Origin of the sequence: Ensifer adhaerens (assembly GCF_002007205.1) — a bacterium.
GTDB classification, from domain to species: Bacteria; Pseudomonadota; Alphaproteobacteria; order Rhizobiales; family Rhizobiaceae; genus Ensifer; species Ensifer adhaerens_D.
The window spans coordinates 917,396-936,419 of the sequence record NZ_LAZS01000006.1; the positions used below are offsets into that span (position 1 = coordinate 917,396).

General features: G+C 63.8%; 21 protein-coding genes and 1 tRNA gene. 11 read left to right on the forward strand and 11 right to left on the reverse strand.

The window, feature by feature from the left end:
• Nucleotides 1–2 precede the first annotated feature (2 nt).
• Nucleotides 3–581, reverse strand: a complete 579-nt coding sequence (locus XB14_RS17120; protein WP_077962761.1) for a helix-turn-helix domain-containing protein — start codon at nt 579–581, stop codon at nt 3–5.
• Nucleotides 582–799: 218 nt separating this feature from the next.
• Here XB14_RS17120 and XB14_RS17125 point away from each other — a divergent pair, with 218 nt between their 5' ends.
• The 3 genes from XB14_RS17125 (at nt 800) to XB14_RS17135 (ending at nt 4,535) form a co-directional block, all read left to right on the forward strand.
• Nucleotides 800–2,041 (forward strand): MFS transporter, encoded by a 1,242-nt coding sequence (locus XB14_RS17125; RefSeq protein ID WP_077962762.1) that lies wholly within the window; start codon nt 800–802, stop codon nt 2,039–2,041.
• A 70-nt stretch (nt 2,042–2,111) separates the two neighbouring features.
• Nucleotides 2,112–3,938, forward strand: a complete 1,827-nt coding sequence (gene lepA / locus XB14_RS17130; protein ID WP_370689543.1) for a translation elongation factor 4 — start codon at nt 2,112–2,114, stop codon at nt 3,936–3,938.
• Between the two features lie 312 nt (nt 3,939–4,250).
• Nucleotides 4,251–4,535, forward strand: a complete 285-nt coding sequence (locus XB14_RS17135; RefSeq protein ID WP_077962763.1) for a GIY-YIG nuclease family protein — start codon at nt 4,251–4,253, stop codon at nt 4,533–4,535.
• A 90-nt stretch (nt 4,536–4,625) separates the two neighbouring features.
• Here the strand turns inward: XB14_RS17135 and XB14_RS17140 are convergent, their stop codons facing one another.
• Genes XB14_RS17140 through XB14_RS17155 form a run of 4 tightly spaced genes read right to left on the reverse strand, consistent with a single transcriptional unit; the run spans nt 4,626 to nt 6,949 of the window.
• Nucleotides 4,626–5,129, reverse strand: coding sequence for a GNAT family N-acetyltransferase (locus XB14_RS17140; protein WP_077962764.1), 504 nt, complete (start codon nt 5,127–5,129; stop codon nt 4,626–4,628).
• Between the two features lie 25 nt (nt 5,130–5,154).
• The gene (locus tag XB14_RS17145; RefSeq protein WP_077962963.1) at nt 5,155–5,718 is read right to left on the reverse strand and encodes a sugar O-acetyltransferase; all 564 of its coding nucleotides are present in this window, start codon (nt 5,716–5,718) and stop codon (nt 5,155–5,157) included.
• Nucleotides 5,715–6,197 carry a GFA family protein gene (locus XB14_RS17150; protein ID WP_077962765.1) on the reverse strand — a complete coding sequence of 161 codons (483 nt, stop codon included), beginning with the start codon at nt 6,195–6,197 and terminating at the stop codon, nt 5,715–5,717. The genes XB14_RS17145 and XB14_RS17150 overlap by 4 nt, the downstream gene beginning before the upstream one ends.
• Nucleotides 6,194–6,949 carry a type 1 glutamine amidotransferase gene (locus tag XB14_RS17155; RefSeq protein ID WP_077962964.1) on the reverse strand — a complete coding sequence of 252 codons (756 nt, stop codon included), beginning with the start codon at nt 6,947–6,949 and terminating at the stop codon, nt 6,194–6,196. The genes XB14_RS17150 and XB14_RS17155 overlap by 4 nt, the downstream gene beginning before the upstream one ends.
• A 354-nt stretch (nt 6,950–7,303) precedes the next feature.
• On the opposite strand from XB14_RS17155, the gene rnk reads away from it, so the two are divergent.
• The gene (gene rnk, locus XB14_RS17160) at nt 7,304–7,708 is read left to right on the forward strand and encodes a nucleoside diphosphate kinase regulator (protein ID WP_077962766.1); all 405 of its coding nucleotides are present in this window, start codon (nt 7,304–7,306) and stop codon (nt 7,706–7,708) included.
• Nucleotides 7,709–7,802: 94 nt separating this feature from the next.
• Here rnk and XB14_RS17165 read toward each other — a convergent pair whose 3' ends face one another.
• Nucleotides 7,803–8,258: a DoxX family protein gene (locus tag XB14_RS17165; RefSeq protein WP_077962767.1), complete on the reverse strand. Its 456-nt coding sequence runs from the start codon at nt 8,256–8,258 to the stop codon at nt 7,803–7,805.
• Nucleotides 8,259–8,473: 215 nt separating this feature from the next.
• Between XB14_RS17165 and XB14_RS17170 the strand changes: the two genes are divergently transcribed.
• Together XB14_RS17170 and XB14_RS17175 are read left to right on the forward strand one after the other, a co-directional pair.
• Nucleotides 8,474–8,755, forward strand: coding sequence for a SelT/SelW/SelH family protein (locus XB14_RS17170; RefSeq protein WP_029742402.1), 282 nt, complete (start codon nt 8,474–8,476; stop codon nt 8,753–8,755).
• Nucleotides 8,756–8,823: 68 nt separating this feature from the next.
• Nucleotides 8,824–9,183 carry a YqaA family protein gene (locus XB14_RS17175; RefSeq protein ID WP_077962768.1) on the forward strand — a complete coding sequence of 120 codons (360 nt, stop codon included), beginning with the start codon at nt 8,824–8,826 and terminating at the stop codon, nt 9,181–9,183.
• Between the two features lie 115 nt (nt 9,184–9,298).
• On the opposite strand, the gene XB14_RS17180 is transcribed toward XB14_RS17175, so the two are convergent.
• Nucleotides 9,299–9,925: a ribonuclease D gene (locus XB14_RS17180; RefSeq protein WP_077962769.1), complete on the reverse strand. Its 627-nt coding sequence runs from the start codon at nt 9,923–9,925 to the stop codon at nt 9,299–9,301.
• 108 nt (nt 9,926–10,033) lie between these two features.
• Here XB14_RS17180 and XB14_RS17185 point away from each other — a divergent pair, with 108 nt between their 5' ends.
• The 3 genes from XB14_RS17185 to XB14_RS17195 all read left to right on the forward strand — a co-directional run bounded on the left by XB14_RS17185 (nt 10,034) and on the right by XB14_RS17195 (nt 13,614).
• Entirely contained in the window at nt 10,034–10,345 is a 312-nt protein-coding gene (locus tag XB14_RS17185; protein WP_077962770.1) for a hypothetical protein, read from the forward strand.
• A 69-nt stretch (nt 10,346–10,414) separates the two neighbouring features.
• The gene (locus XB14_RS17190; RefSeq protein ID WP_077962771.1) at nt 10,415–11,455 is read left to right on the forward strand and encodes a hydroxyacid dehydrogenase; all 1,041 of its coding nucleotides are present in this window, start codon (nt 10,415–10,417) and stop codon (nt 11,453–11,455) included.
• Nucleotides 11,456–11,607: 152 nt separating this feature from the next.
• Nucleotides 11,608–13,614 (forward strand): adenylate/guanylate cyclase domain-containing protein, encoded by a 2,007-nt coding sequence (locus XB14_RS17195; RefSeq protein ID WP_077962772.1) that lies wholly within the window; start codon nt 11,608–11,610, stop codon nt 13,612–13,614.
• Nucleotides 13,615–13,617: 3 nt separating this feature from the next.
• On the opposite strand, the gene XB14_RS17200 is transcribed toward XB14_RS17195, so the two are convergent.
• From XB14_RS17200 to XB14_RS17210, 3 genes are all read right to left on the reverse strand, one after another.
• Nucleotides 13,618–14,571, reverse strand: coding sequence for an adenylate/guanylate cyclase domain-containing protein (locus XB14_RS17200; RefSeq protein ID WP_077962773.1), 954 nt, complete (start codon nt 14,569–14,571; stop codon nt 13,618–13,620).
• Nucleotides 14,572–15,040: 469 nt separating this feature from the next.
• Nucleotides 15,041–15,127, reverse strand: a tRNA-Leu gene (locus XB14_RS17205).
• A 77-nt stretch (nt 15,128–15,204) separates the two neighbouring features.
• Nucleotides 15,205–16,632 (reverse strand): phosphomannomutase, encoded by a 1,428-nt coding sequence (locus XB14_RS17210; RefSeq protein ID WP_179119607.1) that lies wholly within the window; start codon nt 16,630–16,632, stop codon nt 15,205–15,207.
• A 223-nt stretch (nt 16,633–16,855) separates the two neighbouring features.
• Between XB14_RS17210 and XB14_RS17215 the strand changes: the two genes are divergently transcribed.
• Both XB14_RS17215 and XB14_RS17220 read left to right on the forward strand, forming a co-directional pair.
• Entirely contained in the window at nt 16,856–17,383 is a 528-nt protein-coding gene (locus XB14_RS17215; protein ID WP_077962775.1) for a BA14K family protein, read from the forward strand.
• Between the two features lie 228 nt (nt 17,384–17,611).
• A complete protein-coding gene (locus XB14_RS17220) occupies nt 17,612–18,370 on the forward strand; it encodes a hypothetical protein (protein ID WP_077962776.1) in 759 nt (252 codons plus the stop codon).
• Here XB14_RS17220 and XB14_RS17225 read toward each other — a convergent pair.
• Nucleotides 18,359–18,700, reverse strand: a complete 342-nt coding sequence (locus XB14_RS17225; RefSeq protein ID WP_077962777.1) for a DUF6665 family protein — start codon at nt 18,698–18,700, stop codon at nt 18,359–18,361. The two genes, XB14_RS17220 and XB14_RS17225, sit on opposite strands and share 12 nt — an antisense overlap.
• Nucleotides 18,701–19,024 lie beyond the last annotated feature (324 nt).

Sequence of the window (19,024 nt, forward strand, 5' to 3'; positions counted from 1 at the left end):
GGTCAAACCTTGGTGCGGCAAAGGATGACGGCGTAGTGAGCCGGCTCATCGTGAGGGTTGTGGAAGATATGGCCCGCTCCGAGGCCCATCAAAAGGCAGTCGCCGGCTCCGAGCGAATGGGAACCGGATTCGGTCGTCAAATCCAGCCGGCCGGAGAACAGCCAGAGGTGCTGGGTGATGCCGCGATCGGTCGGCTGCCGCTCGAAGACGACGCGGGCGCCCGGCGGAAACTCGACCTCGACGATATCGACCGGCGAGCCTAGCCCATCGGGCGAAACCGAGCGGCGCAGATAGCCGGATTCCGGATCGCGCCAGAGGCGCTGCTCGGCGCGCCTTGCAAGCGGCGAGGCCGCTTTCGTTTCGAAGGCGAAGAGTGCCGACAACGTGGTCGATAGCGCGCTGCAAAGCCTGGCAAGAAGCTGGGCGGTCGGGCTCGCCTCGCCGCGCTCGATGCGCGAGATCATCGCCCGGCTAACGCCGGAACTGGCGGCAAGTTCGTCGAGGGTCAGGTTTTGCTGCGCGCGCAGGGTTCGAATGCGTTCGCCGATGGCATGTTCGAGGGGGCTGTTGACGTTTTCCATTATTTGAGATTGCATTTCTCATATAATGGAGTCAAGACTGCGAAAGACTGAAAATACAGGCATGCGATGCCGCTTTGGCGACAGCGGAGCGGCTGTCTTTCGGCTATGGTGGCAACTTCGTGCTGCAGATACGAGAAAAGCTTACGCTTCAATACTTTAGACAGTCCTCATCCACCGCATCCGCGTAACAGGGTGGGTCCTCCATCGACAGGTCGGACATGACAAAGCAGCCCTCCTCGCTGACCTCGATCGCCAGTATCGTCGCCTCGATGACCGCGGTGGCAATCGGCAACGGCATGATGCTCGCCTATGTGCCCTTCGCGCTGACGCGCTCGGATGCACCGGACTGGGTGCCCGGGGCTGCGGTGACGATGATCGCTTTCGGTGGGCTCATCGGCTGCGTCATCGCCGGGCCGATGATCCGCCGCGTCGGTCACGCCCGCGCCTTCTCCTGCTCGATGGCGCTCGTCATTCTCTCGGCGCTGACGATCGCGCTTGGCATGCATCCACTCTTGTGGGTGCTCGCTCGCGGCCTTTACGGCGCATCCGGCAACACCAACTTCATCATCGCCCAGAGCTGGCTCAACCACGCGAGCGCAAACCATTGGCGCGGCAAGGCGATGGCGCTGTTCTACATGGCCTATGTCATCGGGCTCGGCACCGGCGCCTGGCTGTTCGGGCAGATCCCGGCCGACGGCAACCTGCCGCCGCTCGTTACCATCTTCTTCACAGCGCTTGCGCTGCTGCCGATCGGGCTGACGCGGCTGCCGACGCCGCCGGCACCCGCCAAGGTCAGCATCGATATCCCCATGGTCTGGCGCAATTCGCCGGTCGCCTTCATCGGCGTGCTCGCCGCCGGTGGCCTGTCGATGGTGGTCCAGGGCTTCACCCCGATCTATGCGGCCGCCAACGACGTCAGCCAGGGCGACGTCGCAAACCTGATGTTCGTCATGCAGTTCGGCCTCATCGCCATCCAGTACCCGATGGGAACGCTGTCCGACCGGATCGACCGCCGCCTCGTGCTGATCGGAACCTGCCTGCTGATCCTCGCCGCCGGTTTCTTCGCGCTGTCGGCCTCCTTCGATAACCTGATCCTTCTGATGCTGGTCTTTGCGCTCTTTGCCGGGGCGGTCGAGACCGTCTATTCGATCGCCAATGCGCATGCCAACGACCGCACGGATCCGGCCGATTTCGTGCCGCTTGCGAGCACCATGCTGGTCGCCTGGTCGGCTGCCGCCACGGTGGTTCCGCTCCTGGTGACGCTGCTGATGCCGACCTTCGGGCCACGAACCTTCATCTATGCGGCGATGGCCGTTGCGGCCCTCTATGCCCTCTTCGTGCTGGCGCGGCTCAGGAAACGGGACGAGGTGCCGGTGGCCGAACGCGAAGGCTTCGAACTGAGGAGCGCGCAGGTGCCGAACGCCGGGGCGCTTGTGGAGGCAGAGGCAAGCGCCGAATAGCCCGATTTATAGTGAACGAAGCCTTCATTTCCCGCTTTGCGGCGGTTGAAGGCACTGCTATATGCGGCCCATGAGCACAACATCTTCGAAGACGCCCCTTTCGCATATCCGCAACTTCTCGATCGTGGCCCACATCGACCACGGCAAGTCGACGCTTGCCGACCGGCTGATTCAGTCCACCGGCGGCCTCGCCGAACGCGAGATGTCCGAGCAGGTGCTCGACAGCATGGATATCGAGCGCGAGCGCGGCATCACCATCAAGGCCCAGACGGTGCGCCTGCACTACAAGGCCAATGATGGCGAGACCTATGTGCTGAACCTGATCGACACCCCCGGCCACGTCGACTTCGCCTACGAAGTCTCGCGCTCGCTGTCGGCCTGCGAAGGCTCGCTGCTCGTCGTCGACGCGTCGCAGGGCGTGGAAGCCCAGACGCTCGCCAACGTCTACCAGGCGATCGACAACAACCACGAACTCGTCACCGTGCTCAACAAGATCGACCTGCCGGCGGCAGAACCCGACCGCATCAAGGAGCAGATCGAGGAAGTGATCGGCATCGACGCCTCGGACGCGGTGCTGATTTCGGCCAAGACCGGCCTCGGTATTCCCGACGTGCTCGAAGCCATCGTCACCAAGCTGCCGGCGCCGAAGAGCGACGGCGGCGATGCGGCGCCCTTGAAGGCGCTGCTCGTCGACAGCTGGTACGACACCTATCTCGGCGTCATGGTTCTCGTGCGCATCATCGACGGCACGCTCAAGAAGGGCATGACCATCCGCATGATGGGCACCGACGCCAAGTACACGATCGAACGCGTCGGCGTGCTGACCCCGAAGATGGTTGCGATGGATGCGCTCGGCCCCGGCGAGATCGGCTTCATCACCGCCTCGATCAAGGAAGTGGCCGACACCCGCGTCGGCGATACCATCACCGAGGACAAGCGCCCGACCGCAACCGCGCTGCCGGGCTTCAAGCCGGCACAGCCGGTGGTCTTCTGCGGCCTCTTCCCAGTCGACGCTGCCGACTTCGAGGACCTGCGCTCGGCGATGGGCAAGCTGCGCCTCAACGATGCGTCGTTCTCGTTCGAAATGGAATCGTCCGCTGCGCTCGGCTTCGGCTTCCGCTGCGGCTTCCTCGGCCTCCTGCACCTCGAAATCATCCAGGAGCGCCTGGAGCGTGAGTTCGACCTCGATCTGATCGCGACCGCCCCTTCGGTCGTCTACAAGCTGTTCATGACCGATGGCTCGGAGCGCGAGCTGCACAACCCGGCCGACATGCCCGACGTCGTCAAGATCGCCGAAATCCACGAGCCGTGGATCCGCGCGACGATCCTTACGCCCGACGACTATCTCGGCGGCATCCTCAAGCTCTGCCAGGACCGCCGCGGCATCCAGATCGAGCTGACCTATGTCGGCACCCGCGCGATGCTGACCTACGACCTGCCGCTCAACGAAGTCGTCTTCGACTTCTATGACCGGCTGAAGTCGATCTCCAAGGGCTATGCCTCGTTCGACTACCAGATCACCGAGCACAAGGAAGGCAACCTTGTGAAGATGTCGATCCTCGTCAACGGCGAGCCGGTCGACGCGCTGTCGATGATGGTGCACCGCATGGCGGCTGAAAAGCGCGGCCGCGAAATGTGCGAGAAGCTCAAGGAGCTGATCCCGAAGCACATGTTCAAGATCCCGATCCAGGCGGCGATCGGCGGCAACGTCATTGCCCGCGAAACCATCTCGGCACTGCGCAAGGACGTGACCGCCAAGTGCTACGGCGGCGACGCCACCCGCAAGCGCAAGCTGCTCGAAAAGCAGAAGGCCGGCAAGAAGCGCATGCGCCAGTTCGGCAAGGTGGAAATCCCGCAGGAAGCCTTCATCGCCGCGCTCAAGATGGGCGACGAGTAAGCGGCAGCGCCGCATGTTTCAACGTTTGAAAGGGCGGCCTTCGGGTCGCCCTTTTTGTTTGGGCTCGAGGCCGAGTTGCGAGTGGCATTCAAGAGCGCCGTGCCGGGACCGGGGGTGTTGTTGACCGGTCCGCGATTGGATCCTCGGGTCAAGCCCGAGGATGACGGAGGAGGACGTGTGGCGCGTGAAGAAGATTGCCATTCTTCAAGCCATTACAGCTATGTCTGTCGCAGCGCCCACGTCGAAACGCCCCCAGGGTAACATCCCTATGGTCGTCATCCCGAGGATCCAAGAACGAGCAACCTCCCCGTAATGGCCGGATTCGTTTACATCGTCACGAACCACAAGCAAGGAACACTGTACATTGGTGTCACCTCCGATCTCGAACGCCGCATCTTCGAACATCGAGGGGGGCTGACGCCGGGGTTTGCATCGAAATACGGTTGCTCACGGCTGGTTTGGTACAAAGAGCATCTGCAAATCGGCACCGCCATCCAGAGGGAAAAATCTCTCAAACGTTGGTACCGACAATGGAAGGTCGAATTGATCGAGAAGATGAATCCGGAGTGGCGCGACCTCTACTTCGAGCTTTGGTGAGCTTGTTAATGGATCCTCGGGTCAAGCCCGAGGATGACGCTGAGAGAGCGAGGCGATGCTAGAGCCGCGGAACTGGCCTCGCGCTTCCCCTCAAAGCAAATACCGCTTCCAGACCCGATCGACCGGCTGGCCGTCGGCCAGCGGCACCGCCTTGTCGACCCTGTAGTCGACGAAGCCCATCTTGCCGTAATAGGTGAGACCGCCGGTGTTGTCGGCGCGGATGGTGGCGTTGAGGGCCGTAAGGCCGATCGAGCGGGCATGGTCGCACGTGGCCTTGAAAAGAGCCGTGCCGGCGCCGGGGACCTTGTTGCCCGGGCGCGAGAAGGTGCCGATATCGGCCCAATCCTCCGGTATGCCGTCCCAGCGATCCAGAGCCTGGAAGGCGCAGGGCGCGCCGTTTTCGTCCTCGGCCACGAAGCAGCTGACGAAGCCGGGCCCCGAGAGATAGTGCTCCACGAAGCGCTCCGGCGTGAATGGCGTCTGGTGGGCCGTGGTGCCGCCGATCGCGATGATCTCGTTCAGGAAGGCGCTGAGTGCTGGCCCATCGTCGGGCCGCGCCGGGCGCACATGGATCGTCCTCGTTTCGTTCGTCATCGAAAATCCTCTCCCTGAAATCGCCTTAGGTGGCCGGTCGGCGGAGCGGGCGCGCCGGGTTGCCGGCGACGACGGCGCCAGCCGGCACGTCCTTCGTTACCACCGAACCCGCGCCGACGATTGCGCCGTCGCCGATCGAAATACCACCGAGAATGATCGCGCCGCCGCCGATCCAGACATCGGTGCCGATCGTCACCGGGCGGGCAACTTCGAGCCCCTGGCCGCGCAGCACGGCGTCCTTGTGGTGTTCGGCGCAGTAGATCTGCACGTTCGGCCCGAGCATCGTGCCTGCGCCGATCGTGACGCGGCCGCTGTCGAGGATGGTGCAGCCGGCATTGAGATAGACGCGGGCGGCGAGGCTGATGTTGATGCCGTAGGAGCAATGGAATGGCGCCTCGATGAAGACGTCATCGCCAACCGCGCCGAAGAGCGCGCGCAAGGCGGGTGCCATGTTTCCGCGCTCGCCTGGCGGCAATGTGTTGTGCTGGTGGACGGCTTCCCGCGCCGTCAGGCGAAGGGTGTCAAGCTCGGCGTCGAGGCACGAGTACCATTCGCCGGCCGCCATCTTGTCGCGTTCGCTGGCGCTCACGTTGCCGCAGCTCTTGCTTCCGCCGCTTGGCGCCGTGCCAGGCTTTCCGGCGGCCATTGGGTCTTCATGTCGTAGTAGATTTCGAAGGCCGGGGCGCTGCCTTCGAGCGACAGCCACTTCACCTTGGAGCGCGTGAAGATATGGGCGTCCGGCGGGAAGTCCGACGGGCGATCGAGGCTGGCGATCCGCAGGAAGGAGAGCCAGCCGCGCCGGCCATAATCGCTCCAGAGCGCCGTCTGGCATTCGGCGCAGCGGAAAACGTCGTGCGGGCGACCGCTGTCGGTCGGCAGCGTCACGACGACGGGCTCGCCTTCGGTGATCTCGATGTTGTCGCGCTCGATAACGCCGTTGACGACGAAGGCGCTGCCGACCTGGCGCTGGCAATCGCTGCAATGGCAGCAGTTGACGAACATCGGCGCCGCCTTCAGCCGGTAGCGGATCTTGCCGCAGAAGCAGCCGCCGTCGATTGTCTCGCTCATCCGTCCATCTCCTCCAGCGCCGGCTGCTCATCCGCCCCGGCGCGCTCCTGGCGAACGATCGTCGCGACCCAGGCGCGCGCCAGCGCGAGGCCTGCGGCATCCGCCTGCCGGCCGTGGCGCGCGGCGTGCTCGCGATAGCGCGCAAGCCACGTGGGATCGAGCCGCTTGATCGTATCAGGGAAAGCGCGGTTCCAGTCCTCGACCAGGTGCGTATCCGCCTCGAAGTGGAATTGGGTGCCGTAGGCGGCGCGGCCGACGCGGAAGGCCTGGTGATGGGTGACGGCGTTTTCGGCGAGATGGACCGCCCCCTCGGGCAGCGTGAACGTGTCGCCGTGCCACTGAAAGATCGGGAAGCTCCCGCCGACAGTGGAAAGGACCGGGTCCTCGGCGCCTTCACCGCGCACCTGCACCTCGCACCAGCCGAACTCCTTGGCCTCACCCAGCAGGTTCCGGCCCCCATAGGCGCGGGCGAGAAGCTGGCTGCCGAGGCAGATGCCAAGTACGCAGCGGTCGCTGTCGCCGAAGCGGCGCATCAGCGCGGCAAGATCCGGCAGATAGGGATAGGCCGCGTCGTCGAGCGCACTCTGTTCGCCACCAAGCACCACCAGCGCGTCGTAGCCCTCAGGTGTTTCGGGAATGACTTCGCCGAGATAGGCGCGGCGAATTTCGATCTCTGCCTTTGCCTGGCGAAGCGCCGTGCCGACCTGGCCAAGCTCGGTCTTCGCCATGTTTTCAACCACCAGCACCCGCATCATCGCATACCCTTCGCATCTCCAGTCGAGATTGACCACGAGCGCGGCCACTGTTCAAGAGGTCACATAGCGATGCGATGATGCGGACGGGTTCATGCGGGCCTTGACTTCGCGAGCGAACTTTCCGACCCTTGGGGCATGATGATGCCGACGATGTCTTCTCATTGCTGCTTCCGGGTGTGCCCGATCGCAGGAACCTGACCCCAGCCCGGACGCTTGCGCTCTCCGGGTCAGGGGAGCCTTTCGCGTCGGCAGAAGAAATTTCCGAGCGCGGCTGAACGAGCGCCTAATCTCCAGAAAACCTATTCGATTGCGCCCGGTCGTGCGCTTCGATCGAACGTGTCAGGTCCCATCATGGCGGCATCCCGCAAGAAACTTCCCCCGATCATCATCAATGCCGAAGACCACAAGCGGCTGACGGCACTCGCCTCATCCGCGCTCGAGCGCGTGCCCGATGTGGCCGAGGCGCTGCTCTTTGAACTCGACCGCGCCAGGATCGGTGCGCCGGACGCGCTGCCCGCCGACAGCGTGCAGATGGGCTCCACCGTGGCTTTCGAGGCGGACAACGGTTTTGCCAAGCAGGTGACGCTCGTCTACCCCGGCGAGGCCGATATCGAGGCCGGACGCATCTCGGTGCTGACGCCTGTGGGCGCGGCGCTGATCGGGCTCTCCGTCGGCCAGTCGATCGACTGGCAGGACCGGTCGGGCAAGGTGCACCGAATGACCATTCGCAGCGTGACGGCGAAGGAAAGCGCCTGAGGGACTGCCGATGGCGAAAGCCACGTCAGCCAACAGACGAAAACGGGGGGGCCGGTTGTCACCGCCTCCCCGTTTTCTGGTTGCGTTCGATTGATCAGAACTGCCTGCCGAGCTTGGCGTCGACCGACTGCCTGTTGCCGCCACGGATGGCGAAAAAGAACAGGATCGCCGCCCAGAGGATCGACTTCTCGGCGCCGAACAGGCCTTCGCCCTGCACGATGCCGTGGAAATAGACCGTAACGAGCAGAACGATCATGCCGGCAAAGGCGGCCGGGCGCGTCAAAAGGCCAATGGCGATCAGGATGCCGCCGAAGAATTCGGTGGCGGCAAGAAGCGGCGACCAGAAGACGCCGGGATAGAAGCCGAGACCTTCAACCATGCCGACCGCGCCGAAGGGATTGGTGATCTTGCCGAAACCATGAACCGCGAGCAGGGCACCGGCCAGGACACGCAGCAGCGTTTCGGCCAAGCTGTCGAGCGGCAGATAGATCTTTTCCAGCGCCGGCAGAATGGCGCGCGGGCGGGAAGTGGTGGCAGTAACGTCGGTCATGGGTGGCCTCTCCGGCGGTTGGGGTGCGACAATTTGTGCAATGCCGCAATGTCTCGCCGCGACGCCCCGCCATTTCAAGCTATCAACCGATAAAAACATGACTAATTTTGTTGACAATTATGTGAGTGCGGCGTGAGCGCGCACGGCGCCATAGAGTTGTTTCCAACCCATACCGCGGTTATGGTCGCCGCCCGAGACACATCCGAGACCGCCCGATGGACCAGAAGCCGCGCATCACCATCCTCTATTGCACCCAGTGCAACTGGCTGTTGCGCGCCGGCTGGATGGCGCAGGAACTGCTGCAGACCTTCGGGCAATCGCTCGGCGAAGTAGCGCTCATTCCTGGCACCGGCGGCAATTTCGAGATCCGTGTCGATGACGCGCTCATATGGGAGCGCAAGCGCGACGGCGGTTTCCCGGGACCGAAGGAACTGAAGCAGCGCATCCGCGACATCATCGAGCCGGAGCGCGATCTCGGCCATACGGACAGGAGCTGATCCTGGATTTCGGAATTCTCGCCGGGGTCTTTTCCGCGGCCTTTCTGTCGGCAACCCTGCTTTTCGGCATGTCGGAAGCTGCGGTCGTGGCAGCAGCCCTGCACGGCGAAGCAAGCCGCCCTGCCCTGTTCTTCGCGGCGACATCCGGCAACGTGCTTGGCGCCCTCGTCAATTTCGCGCTCGGGCGCTTTCTGATCCGCTTCGAGGGGCGGCGCTGGTTTCCGGTTTCACCCGCCAACCGCCAGAAGGCCGAGGCGCTCTTTGCCCGCTACGGCCAGCCCGTGCTGCTTCTCTCGTGGCTGCCGGTCATCGGCGATCCGCTGACGCTGGTCGCCGGATTGCTGCGCATGAAGCTGCCGCTGTTCCTGCTGTTTGTTGCGATCGGCAAGGCGGCGCGCTATGCGGTCGTCCTTTCCCTGACGCCGTAATGCATGCTTCCATTAACCGTAGCCGGCTAAAGGAAAAAATATCCAGGAAATTCAAAGTTCTACAGCGGCCTTTGCGCGCCTGTTCAGACGCGCGGCGCAATAGGCGCGGGCCCGCTCAGCTATGGGCGAATATGTCCGTTTCGTCCCAGCCGAGCAGGTCGAGCTTGGAGCGCGTCGGCAGGAAGGCGAAGCAGGCTTCGGCATGCTCGATGCGGCCGTCGCGGATGAGCCGCGCGGTCAGCTTTTCGCGCAGCGCGTGCAAATGCAGCACGTCGGAGGCGGCATATTCGAGCTGCGCCTGCGACAAGGTCTCCGCCGCCCAGTCGGATGACTGCTGCTGCTTGGAAATGTCGACGTCGAGCATCTCCTTGAGGTTGTCCTTGAGACCGTGGCGGTCGGTATAGGTGCGCGTCAGCCGCGAGGCGATCTTGGTGCAGAAGACCGGCGTCGTCGTCACCCCGAAAGTGTGGAACAGCACGGCGATATCGAAGCGGCCGAAATGGAAAATCTTCTGGCGGGCCGGGTCGGCGAGCATGGCCACGAGGTTCGGCGCTTGCTTCTGGCCGGCGGCGATGCGGATCACGTCGGCCGTGCCGTCGCCCGGCGAAAGCTGCACCACGCACAGGCGGTCGCGGCGCGGAATGAGGCCCAGCGTTTCCGTGTCGATCGCGATTGCACCTCGATAGCGGTCTGCGTCGATCGAAGAGATGTCGCCTTCGTGGAACCGTATTGCATTCGCCATCGAAAATCCCCAGATCAAACGCAGTGGTGTGGCCTATAGCGCAAGTTTGGCGTCGGCGATACCGTTGTCATACTACGCCCGCCGGCTGCCGTTTCGAAAGTCCTGACAATGACGTGGCTTCACTCCGCCTCGACCCTTTCCACACTGGCGCTGGCCGTGACACTCTCGGCGATGCCGGCTGCGGCGCAGACCTATCGGGACCTGCCTGGCGTGCGCCAGATGGATCCGCTGAACGGCGGCGGCGACCAGGTCGTCTGCGAGCAGACCTTCGTCGACCGCAACTACCCGTTCGAATCGACCGCCCGCGGCCGTCCGATCTACGACACGATCTACAATTGCCGCCGCGGCGACGGGCCTGTGTTCCAGGGCAGCGACCTGCCGCCGTCCCTCTATCGGCAAAAACGTGGCCTTGGTTACTAGGCAAGGCGCAGATTTCTTCCTAGCCTGAGGTCAGGGAAGCGGAGGCCACGGCTCCGCCGGGGAGAAACCATGTCCGACACCAAGGCCGGCAACCGGCCACTCGCCATCAGCGCGCCGGCGCCACGCACTCTGGATCTGATCTTCACGCCCGACGCGCTGAACGAGCTGCACCGGCGCTACCGTATTGTCGAAGCGAACCCGGAGGATATCGCCGGCCTTGGCGACGACGTGCTCGCCGACACCCGCTACATCATCGGCCAGCCGCCGCTCGATCACACCACCCTGCAGCACATGAGCAAGCTGAAGGCGATCCTCAACGTCGAAAGCAATCTGATCAACAACATGCCCTACGAGGTGCTGTTCGAGCGCGGCATCCATGTGGTGACGACCGGCCAGGTCTTTGCCGAACCGGTGGCGGAACTCGGCCTTGCCATGGCGCTCAATATCGCGCGCGGCATCGTCGATGCCGACCTTGCCTTCCGCGAGGGCCGCGAACTCTGGGGCGGCGACGGCAACCGGTCGGCACGTCTCCTTTCCGGCTCCGAGATCGGCATCATCGGCTTTGGCGATCTCGGCAAGGCGCTCAACCGCGTGCTCGCCGGTTTTCGTGCGAAGATCCGCGTCTTCGATCCCTGGATGCCAGCCTCGATCCTGAAGGATAACGGTGTCGAACCGGCATCGCTCGACACCGTGCTCGGCGAAAGCGACTTTGTCTTCGTCGTTGCTTCCGTCACCAGCGAGAACGAGGGCTTTCTCGGCGAGAAGGCGTTTGCCCGCATGCGTCCTGGCGCTGCCTTCATCCTCCTCAGCCGCGCCGGAGTCGTCGATTTCGACGCGCTGATGGCCGCGGTTGAGCGCGGCCATATCGTTGCGGCAAGCGACGTCTTTCCGGAGGAGCCGCTGCCGCTCGACCATCCCGTCCGCAAACTGCCGGGCTTTCTGCGCTCGGCCCATCGCGCCGGCGCGCTCGACAGCGCGTTCAGGAAGATGGGCGACATGGTGCTCGAAGACATGGACCTGATGGACCGCGGCCTGCCGCCGATGCGCTGCAAGCGTGCCGAACGCGAAACCGTCGCGCGGATGCGCTCGAAACCGGTAACGGTGAACTGAAACATCGCGCCGCTGGCAGCGCGGAACCGGCACCGTGTTCGATTAACGTGTTTTATGGGAATCGCATATAGGGTTTCAACGCAGACGGCGACCTTGGCCACCGGCACACGCAAGGGTCGCTGCCATTGAACCACAGCAAGATAGAGATCCCGATGGCAGACAACGCGCCCGGCGCTCGACAAGGCAAACCACGCGATGGCTGGAACAGTTCGCTGCGATCGCTGTTCAGCCTGGTCATGGTTGCGATGCTGATTGTCGTTTCCGCCACGCTTGTCGGGCTCGACTACCATCGTTCGCGCAACGCCGCGATCGATGACGCCGAGGCCAATATGCGCGGCTTCATGAGCCGGCTGGTCGATCGGCTGGGCGTGCTGTCGGGCGATACTTCCGCGCTCGTCAGCCTCGTCTCCTCGGTCGCCAACTCCTTCCTCGTGCCGCCACCCGAACGCATGGCCGACAAGGTGGCGGTCCTTCGTGAAGGGATCGCCCGGTCACCGCATATCGACGGGGTCTATGTCGGCTATCCCAACGGCGCCTTCTTCCACATGGTGGACCTCAAGCAGGCTGCATGGCGGATGGCGCTCGATGCGCCGCGGGGTGCCGCCATTGCCGTGCGCTCGATGGAAATAGATGAAGGCGGCAAGCCACTCCAGCGCGTGCTGTTCCTCGACAAGGACGGCACGCAATTCTCCGACCGGATCGTGCCTGCGTCGGGCTTCGATCCGCGCACCCGGCCCTGGTATCGCGCGGCCGTCAACGGCAAGGCCGCCGTCTCGACCGGCCCTTATGAAAGTGCCACGACCGAAACGCTCGGAATGACGATCTCCCAGGCCCATCGCGGCAATCCTGAGATCGTCATCGGTGCGGACGTGGTTCTCGACACGATTACCGACTTCCTCGCCCGCGAACGGCTGACAGCGGGTTCCGTTTCTTTCATCCTCGATGCCGTCGGTCGACCGATCATCCATTCCGATCGGGTGATGATGCGACGCATCATGGCAGCTAAGGACAAGGATAGTCCGATCGTGCAGGCCGACAGCGATCCCCTGATCCAGAGCATCCGCCTGCACCCGCCGTCGCCCGGCAAGGCGGACTTCGTGCAAGTCGGAGACCGCACCTATCTCGTGATGGTCACGCCGCTCGAATCCGCGCAGCTTCTGTCCGGCAACCGCGCCGTGGTCGCCGCACCGCTCGACGAACTGATGGCGGAGGCCAACCAGACGCTCGTTCAGGGCCTGGCGATTTCCGGGGCCGTCGTGGCGCTCGCAGTGCTTGCCTCGCTCGTCCTGGCCCATCTGATCACTAAGGGGCTGAACCAACTCACCGCCAGCGCCAACCGGCTGCAGGACCTCGACTTCACCACGCCGATCGACGTTTCCTCGCATGTCAGCGAGATTTCGACGCTCGGCGGCGCCATGAACCGCGCGCGCGACGCGATCTTCACCTTCGCGCTCTACGTGCCGAAGGAACTGGTGCGCAAGGGCATCGAATCCGGCCATTTCAGCGGCCGCTCCGCCTGGCGCCAGGAGGTGACCGCGCTCTTCACCGACATCTACGATTTCACCACCCTCAGCGAACGGCACGCGCCGGAGGAGGTGGTGGCGATGCTGTCGGAATATTTCGACATCTTCAGCGAGACGGTCGGCGAACACGACGGCACGATCATCCAGTTCCTCGGCGATTCGGTGTTTGCCATGTGGAACGCCCCGGCAGCGGACGACAGGCACGCCGAGAATGCCTGTCGCTGCGCGCTCGCAGTCCAGCAGCGGCTCAGCATCTTCAACGAAGCGCAGCGCAAGAAGGGGCTGCCGGAGTTCCGCACGCGCTTCGGCATCCACACCGGCACCGCCGTCGTCGGCAATGTCGGCGCCAAGGAGCGGCTGCAATACACCGCCATGGGCGACACGGTGAACGTCGCCTCCCGCCTCGAAGGCATGAACAAGAACTACGGCACCATGATCATGGCCAGCGGCGCGGTCGTCGCCCAGGCCGGTGGCGCGATTCACTTCCGGCCGCTCGGCACGGCGCAGGCCAAGGGCCGCGCCTCGGCGCTGGAGATTTATGAGGTGCTGGGCGCCGACCCGACGGAGCCGGCGGCTGTCAATGACGGGCAGGAACGCCGCGACGGTTCTTCGGACAGCTCCGAGAGCGGCGGCTAGAGGTCAGGAGCCGAGGCTGCGTCTCTGCCGCGTGACCCAGCGGATGCCCCCGACCACGGCAAAGGCGAGCAGCGGCCAGATGGCCCAGAACACGCCGCGCCAGGTCACGAGATTGATGGTGAGAAGCACCAATCCGGACAGCACCAGCATGCCGATGCCGCGATCCACCCACGGGTTGGTCCTGAGCCAGGCGAGGCCGGCAAGGATCGCCAGGCCGAGCAGCGGCCAAACGGCCCAGAAGGTTCCGTTCCAGGCGAGCAGGTTGAGGGCGACCAGTCCTGCGGCGACGACGCTGAGAACCGGGAGCGACCCGCTCCTGATCGCCGCAATCACGCCGATCTGTTCTGGCTCCGGGCGCGGCTGCCCCGCATCCGAAGCGGCCCCGTCGGCACGACGGCCGAAGGTCTCGCTCGCAAACGCCGGACGGGCATCGGCAGCACCGATGCGCACGGCATAACTCGGCACTCCGCCATCGATGTTCTTGACCTCGAGCGCCCCGAGAAAATCGAAACCGACGGCGACCTTGTTGCGCACTTGGTCGTAGACGGTGTTGGAGATGACGATGCCGCCGGCCGGTGCGGACGCCTGCAGGCGCGCGGCAACATTGACGCCGTCGCCATAGAGATCGTCACCCTCGGCGATCACGTCGCCGAGATTGATGCCGATGCGAAACAGCATCTGCTCGTCGGGCAGGCATTTGGCGTTGCAGCCGGCGAGCTCGTTCTGCACATCGATCGCTGTGCGCAAGGCCTCGACGACGCTCGGAAACTCGGCGATCAGGCCGTCGCCCCAGGTGTTGACGACACGGCCCCCGTGCGCCTCGATAAGCCGCCCCATGGCATCGCGGTGGCGCTTCAACGTGGCGAGCGTGCCCTCCTCGTCGGCGCGCATCAGTCGCGTGTAGTCCTGGACATCTGCGGAAAAGATCGTCGTCAGCTTGCGACGTGTCTCAGACATCGCTTCGTCCTCCTCAAAGCCGCAGCCGCGGCAGTCGCACCGGTGCCGGCCGAGCCCTGCTCGTGAGACCGCTTGCGCACCTCACCTGGCGGCGAATGTCGCGTGGCAGGCTCCCACTTTATCGTACGCACAGCAATATCGATACGAACGCTCGAAGGTTCAAGCTATGCGTGCGCCAAAAATGCGGATTGCGTCGTCGGGATTGATCGCTCGCCTGACGATAAGGCTGGCGGTCCCGAGCAAGGACGGCCGGATCCTGGATCCAAACCAAGGCACAAACGGAGCTGGACACGTGCAAGAACCGCCAGAAAGCTTCAAGGCCAGGGCGGCACCTGCCGCACCAGGATAGTGTGATCGAACGGGCCACAACGCGCGCCCGAGGCCCAGAAAAACGCTCGCTCCAGAAACGAAAAAACCCCGGATGACCGGGGTTTTTCAGGAACCAAATCAAAGACTTGGTTTGGGAATTTGGTGCCCAGAAGAGGACTCGAACCTCCACACCCTTGCGAGTACCAGCACCTGAAGCTGGCGCGTCTACCAATTCCGCCATCTGGGCGACGAGCGGGGGTGTAAAAGGCCCGAGCCGAAGTGTCAACAGGCTTTTTGAAGTTTTCGTGTCGGAGGACAAAAAACTCAGTTCGAGGCGGTTTTTGCCCAATGCCGGATTGTGGATAGACCGCTCGACAGCAGCCCTTCGGCCGCCTCGGCCGTGTCCGCCTCGACATAACAACGCATCTCCGGCGCATTTCCGGAGGGGCGGAAGTGGATGATCCGGCCATCGTCGAGCGTCACCCTCAGCCCGTCGATGTCGCTGACGGCGACCGGCTGGCCGATCGACGCCAGGAACGCCGCGAGATTTTCGTCGCCGCCGCGCAAATAGGCCATCAGCCGGACGCTGGTTTCGACCGGGAAGTTTTCGAGCCGGTCGCTGAGCGCCACGGGAAGCCGATAGGAGGCGGCCAGCGCCGGCAGCGAGAGTTTGGCTTCTGCCGCCGCAGCCAGTGCGGCGACGATCGGCAGGACGCAGTCTCGGGTGGGCAACGGCTGGAGCGTTGCGCCGTTGACGACGAAGGAGGTGGCCGTCAGCGTGCCGCCATTGGCCTCGAAGCCGGCAACCTTTTGGGCGCCCTCTTCAAGCGCCTGCTGCATTCCGGCGATCACGAAGGGGGATCCGACGCGGGTGCGCAGCACGGAAAGCCCTTCCCGGCGTTCGAGGCCGGAATTCGACGTCACCGGCGTGACGGCAAGCGTCGCTCCGACGAAGCCGCAGGCAATCAGCCCCAGGAGATCGCCGCGCAGCGGCGAACCGTTCTCGTCCGCGACCAGCGGTCGATCACCGTCGCCGTCCGCCGATACGATCGCATCGAGCCTGTGTTCGCGGGCCCACGCCTGAAGCCGTTCGATCGTTTCGGTGGAGACGGCCTCCGTATCGACCGGGATAAAATGTTCCGAGCGTCCAAGGGCCACGACATCGGCGCCAAAGAAGGCGATCAGGTCGGCGAGAAGATCGCGGGCAACGGTGCTGTGCTGGTAGACGCCGACCTTTACGCCGGCGAGCGCGCCGGCGGGCAACAACTGCCGGTTTCGCTCGATGAAAAGCGCGGCGGCGCGCGGCGCGTGATCCTCACCGATTCCCTGATCGGCCACCGGAGCGACCTGACCGGCGATTTCATCGGCAATCCGGCTGATCGCGACCTCGTCTTCCTTGTCGATCTCGCCGTCCGGCCGGTAAAACTTGATGCCGTTGCGGTCGGCCGGGATATGGGAGCCGGTGATCATCAGGCCGGCCGCTCCGCATTCGCGGCCATAGAGCGCAAGCGCCGGTGTCGGCACGGTCCCGCAATCGAAGACGCGCAGCCCCTCCCGCGAAAGTGCCGAAGCGCAGACGGCAGCAATCTCCGGGCTCGAATCGCGAAAATCGCGGGCGATTACGATCGGATCGCCCGGCTGGCTGCGCCCGGAGGTCAGAAGGTACCGCGCAAACGCAGTGGCGTAGCGGGCGGACGGCTCACCCTTCAGTTCCTCTGAAAGGCCGCGCAGGCCGCTGGTTCCAAACTTCAACTGCATCACATTCTCCGCTGCCCGTTGTCGGGCGAAAAAGGGACAAAAATCGAAGGGCGCGTACCCGGGACAGGCGCGCTCCGGGCAAGGTGGCGACCGGCCGGAATTCCGACGCTCCCTTCTGCATGCTCCCCGCCCATTGCCATGAATAAACCAAGAAAAGCAAACGTAATACAGGCAGGGACACAACCGGGAGGCAGTACCTTCCGAAAGCGAGGACAAAATGACGGGATTTCGCAATTTCGTTATCGGCTGCAGTCTGGCCGCCGCCTCCCTGATCACCCCCGTCGGACCTGTTCAGGCGATGCCTCTTCAGGCGCCCGACCTACAGATCAAGGCACAAGGCGACGTGCAGAATGTGCAGTACTACCATCGCCGTTACGGCGGCTATGGCGGATACGGTTGGCGTGGCGGCTGGGGAGGCCCCTACTACCGGCGCGGATGGGGTAGCCCCTACTATGGCGGCTCCGGCCTGACCTTGTACTTCGGCTCGGGCGGCTACTATGGTGGCGGTTATTATGGCGGCGGGTACTATCCCCGTTACGGCTACTACCCGCGCTCTGGCTACTATCGCGACTATTACCCCCGTCGCTATTACGGCGGTAACTCCTACTATCGCGACCGGTATGTCGGTGGCGGCAGCGCGCATGTTAATTGGTGCCTGTCGCGCTACCGTTCCTACAATCCGGCGACCAACCGGTTCCTGAGCTACGGCGGCGCCTACAAGGCGTGCTATTCGCCCTATCGCTAGAGCCGGTTGCGTTCCAGTAGACGTGTACCGAAGTCTCTGGCGCCCTGATCCAGCCCGGCTTGGTCGCGCCGCCTCGGTCTTTCTCTCAGCCCCGCGCGAGCGGGAGGCGGGTATTCCGTGCGATATGCTCTGCATACAGCCCAAGATCTCGGCGGTGCCGGTTAAGCCGGAATTAACCGCGACGGCCTACCGTTTCGAGACGATCCACCATGCTGCCCGGGATGAACCATGCTGCTTCCGACCCAGCAATCCGCCGCCACCGCGACGACCAATCTGGTCGGCTCGATCCTCAAGGACATCGAAAAACGGCAGACGGAGGAACAGGAAAAGGCCAAGGGCACAAAGGACGACAGGATCCTGAGGGCGCAGGTCGAGCCCGACGGCGCGCAAAAGGTCGCCAACGAGAAGATCAACGGTTACTTCTTCGATCATGCGCGCAACGACGCCAACAACAACCGCGCCGTGCTCATCCGTGAGGTCGGAAAATTCTTCGACCTCGAGCGCGAAACGTTCAAGTCCGATGCCGCCTTTGCACGGGAAATCGAGAACCAGCTGAAGCAGCTGGAATCGCCCGCCATTGCGACGATCGAAGAGGAACTGGGGCTCGACAAGCTCGGCCTGTCGCTTGCGGAGTTGGTCGAGGCGCTCAAGAACCCAGGCGGCCCTGAAAACGACGCACTGAAGGTTGCCCTCGGCGAAACGAGCGACAAGGGACCTCAAAGCGCTGCGCAAGCCGCAAATGCCGTCGACCGCCTGAGGAGCGCGGCGGAGCCTGCGTCGACCGAGGAAGCCCAGCTCAACAGCCTGCGCGGCGATCCGACGCGAAGAACAGACAAGCTGTCGCTCGACGAAGAAGAGCAGCAGTTGCGGGCGCTCCAGCTCAAGGACGAGATGGAAGTTATCGCCGACCGGCGCACGGCGGAACAACCACCCTTGCTGCGCTTCGACGACAATGGCCTCTATAGCCTGGCTGCCCTAAGCCTCTGACGGCTTCCTGCGCACGATACCGAGCCGCGCCATGACCTCCTTGGGTATGCCATAGCGGCGCACCGCGTCGCGGCTGTCGCGCAGGCCGCAGATTTCCCGCTGGATGAAGAAGGCCCAGACGGCATCGGCCGCCTCGTCGAGGATCCGCTCGCGCAGATCCGCTGCCACATCCCCTTGCAATGCCGCGAGCGCGGCAAGCGCCTTTTCCACCTTGAGGCCATGCCGCCCAAGCGCATCGGCGCGCTCGGACATCAGTTCGTATTCGAGCACGTTGAAGGCGCCGGCCGTCGAAAAGTTCGGGCTTAAGGCTTTTGGGGGACGGACCGTCATCCGAAACTCCTCGCGCATGGGGCCGCTACCGAACAAGGATACGCCTTGGCGAGCCGCGCACAAGCCGCGGAAGGAGGTACCGAGCGCCCAAACATGGTTAAGAATTCATAAACCTCTTTCCCCTAACCTAAACCCATCATGCCGATTCCCTTATCCGCGGACGAGCCGCGGCTGTCTGGCCCCTGGCCATGACGCGCATGAGGCGCCAACCCGAAAGTGATGAGCAGAAGCGTGCGCACGCAAGCCGGAAAACGGTCTGCGATCAGGCGCATAGCCCGCATCGTCGGTGATCGACGATTGGTCAACGCGAGGTCAAGCGAGATG

Bases quoted from the DNA above. Each gene is read 5' to 3' on its own strand.
- XB14_RS17125 (WP_077962762.1), top strand. From the start codon at position 800: ATGACAAAGCAGCCCTCCTCGCTGACCTCGATCGCCAGTATCGTCGCC.
- lepA (WP_370689543.1), top strand. From the start codon at position 2,112: ATGAGCACAACATCTTCGAAGACGCCCCTTTCGCATATCCGCAACTTC.
- rnk (WP_077962766.1), top strand. From the start codon at position 7,304: ATGGCGGCATCCCGCAAGAAACTTCCCCCGATCATCATCAATGCCGAA.
- XB14_RS17200 (WP_077962773.1), bottom strand. From the start codon at position 14,571: ATGTCTGAGACACGTCGCAAGCTGACGACGATCTTTTCCGCAGATGTC.
- XB14_RS17175 (WP_077962768.1), top strand. From the start codon at position 8,824: ATGTCGGAAGCTGCGGTCGTGGCAGCAGCCCTGCACGGCGAAGCAAGC.
- XB14_RS17225 (WP_077962777.1), bottom strand. From the start codon at position 18,700: ATGACGGTCCGTCCCCCAAAAGCCTTAAGCCCGAACTTTTCGACGGCC.
- XB14_RS17215 (WP_077962775.1), top strand. From the start codon at position 16,856: ATGACGGGATTTCGCAATTTCGTTATCGGCTGCAGTCTGGCCGCCGCC.
- XB14_RS17140 (WP_077962764.1), bottom strand. From the start codon at position 5,129: ATGACGAACGAAACGAGGACGATCCATGTGCGCCCGGCGCGGCCCGAC.
- XB14_RS17170 (WP_029742402.1), top strand. From the start codon at position 8,474: ATGGACCAGAAGCCGCGCATCACCATCCTCTATTGCACCCAGTGCAAC.
- XB14_RS17185 (WP_077962770.1), top strand. From the start codon at position 10,034: ATGACGTGGCTTCACTCCGCCTCGACCCTTTCCACACTGGCGCTGGCC.
- XB14_RS17180 (WP_077962769.1), bottom strand. From the start codon at position 9,925: ATGGCGAATGCAATACGGTTCCACGAAGGCGACATCTCTTCGATCGAC.
- XB14_RS17165 (WP_077962767.1), bottom strand. From the start codon at position 8,258: ATGACCGACGTTACTGCCACCACTTCCCGCCCGCGCGCCATTCTGCCG.
- XB14_RS17155 (WP_077962964.1), bottom strand. From the start codon at position 6,949: ATGCGGGTGCTGGTGGTTGAAAACATGGCGAAGACCGAGCTTGGCCAG.
- XB14_RS17195 (WP_077962772.1), top strand. From the start codon at position 11,608: ATGGCAGACAACGCGCCCGGCGCTCGACAAGGCAAACCACGCGATGGC.
- XB14_RS17120 (WP_077962761.1), bottom strand. From the start codon at position 581: ATGGAAAACGTCAACAGCCCCCTCGAACATGCCATCGGCGAACGCATT.
- XB14_RS17220 (WP_077962776.1), top strand. From the start codon at position 17,612: ATGCTGCTTCCGACCCAGCAATCCGCCGCCACCGCGACGACCAATCTG.
- XB14_RS17190 (WP_077962771.1), top strand. From the start codon at position 10,415: ATGTCCGACACCAAGGCCGGCAACCGGCCACTCGCCATCAGCGCGCCG.
- XB14_RS17150 (WP_077962765.1), bottom strand. From the start codon at position 6,197: ATGAGCGAGACAATCGACGGCGGCTGCTTCTGCGGCAAGATCCGCTAC.
- XB14_RS17135 (WP_077962763.1), top strand. From the start codon at position 4,251: ATGGCCGGATTCGTTTACATCGTCACGAACCACAAGCAAGGAACACTG.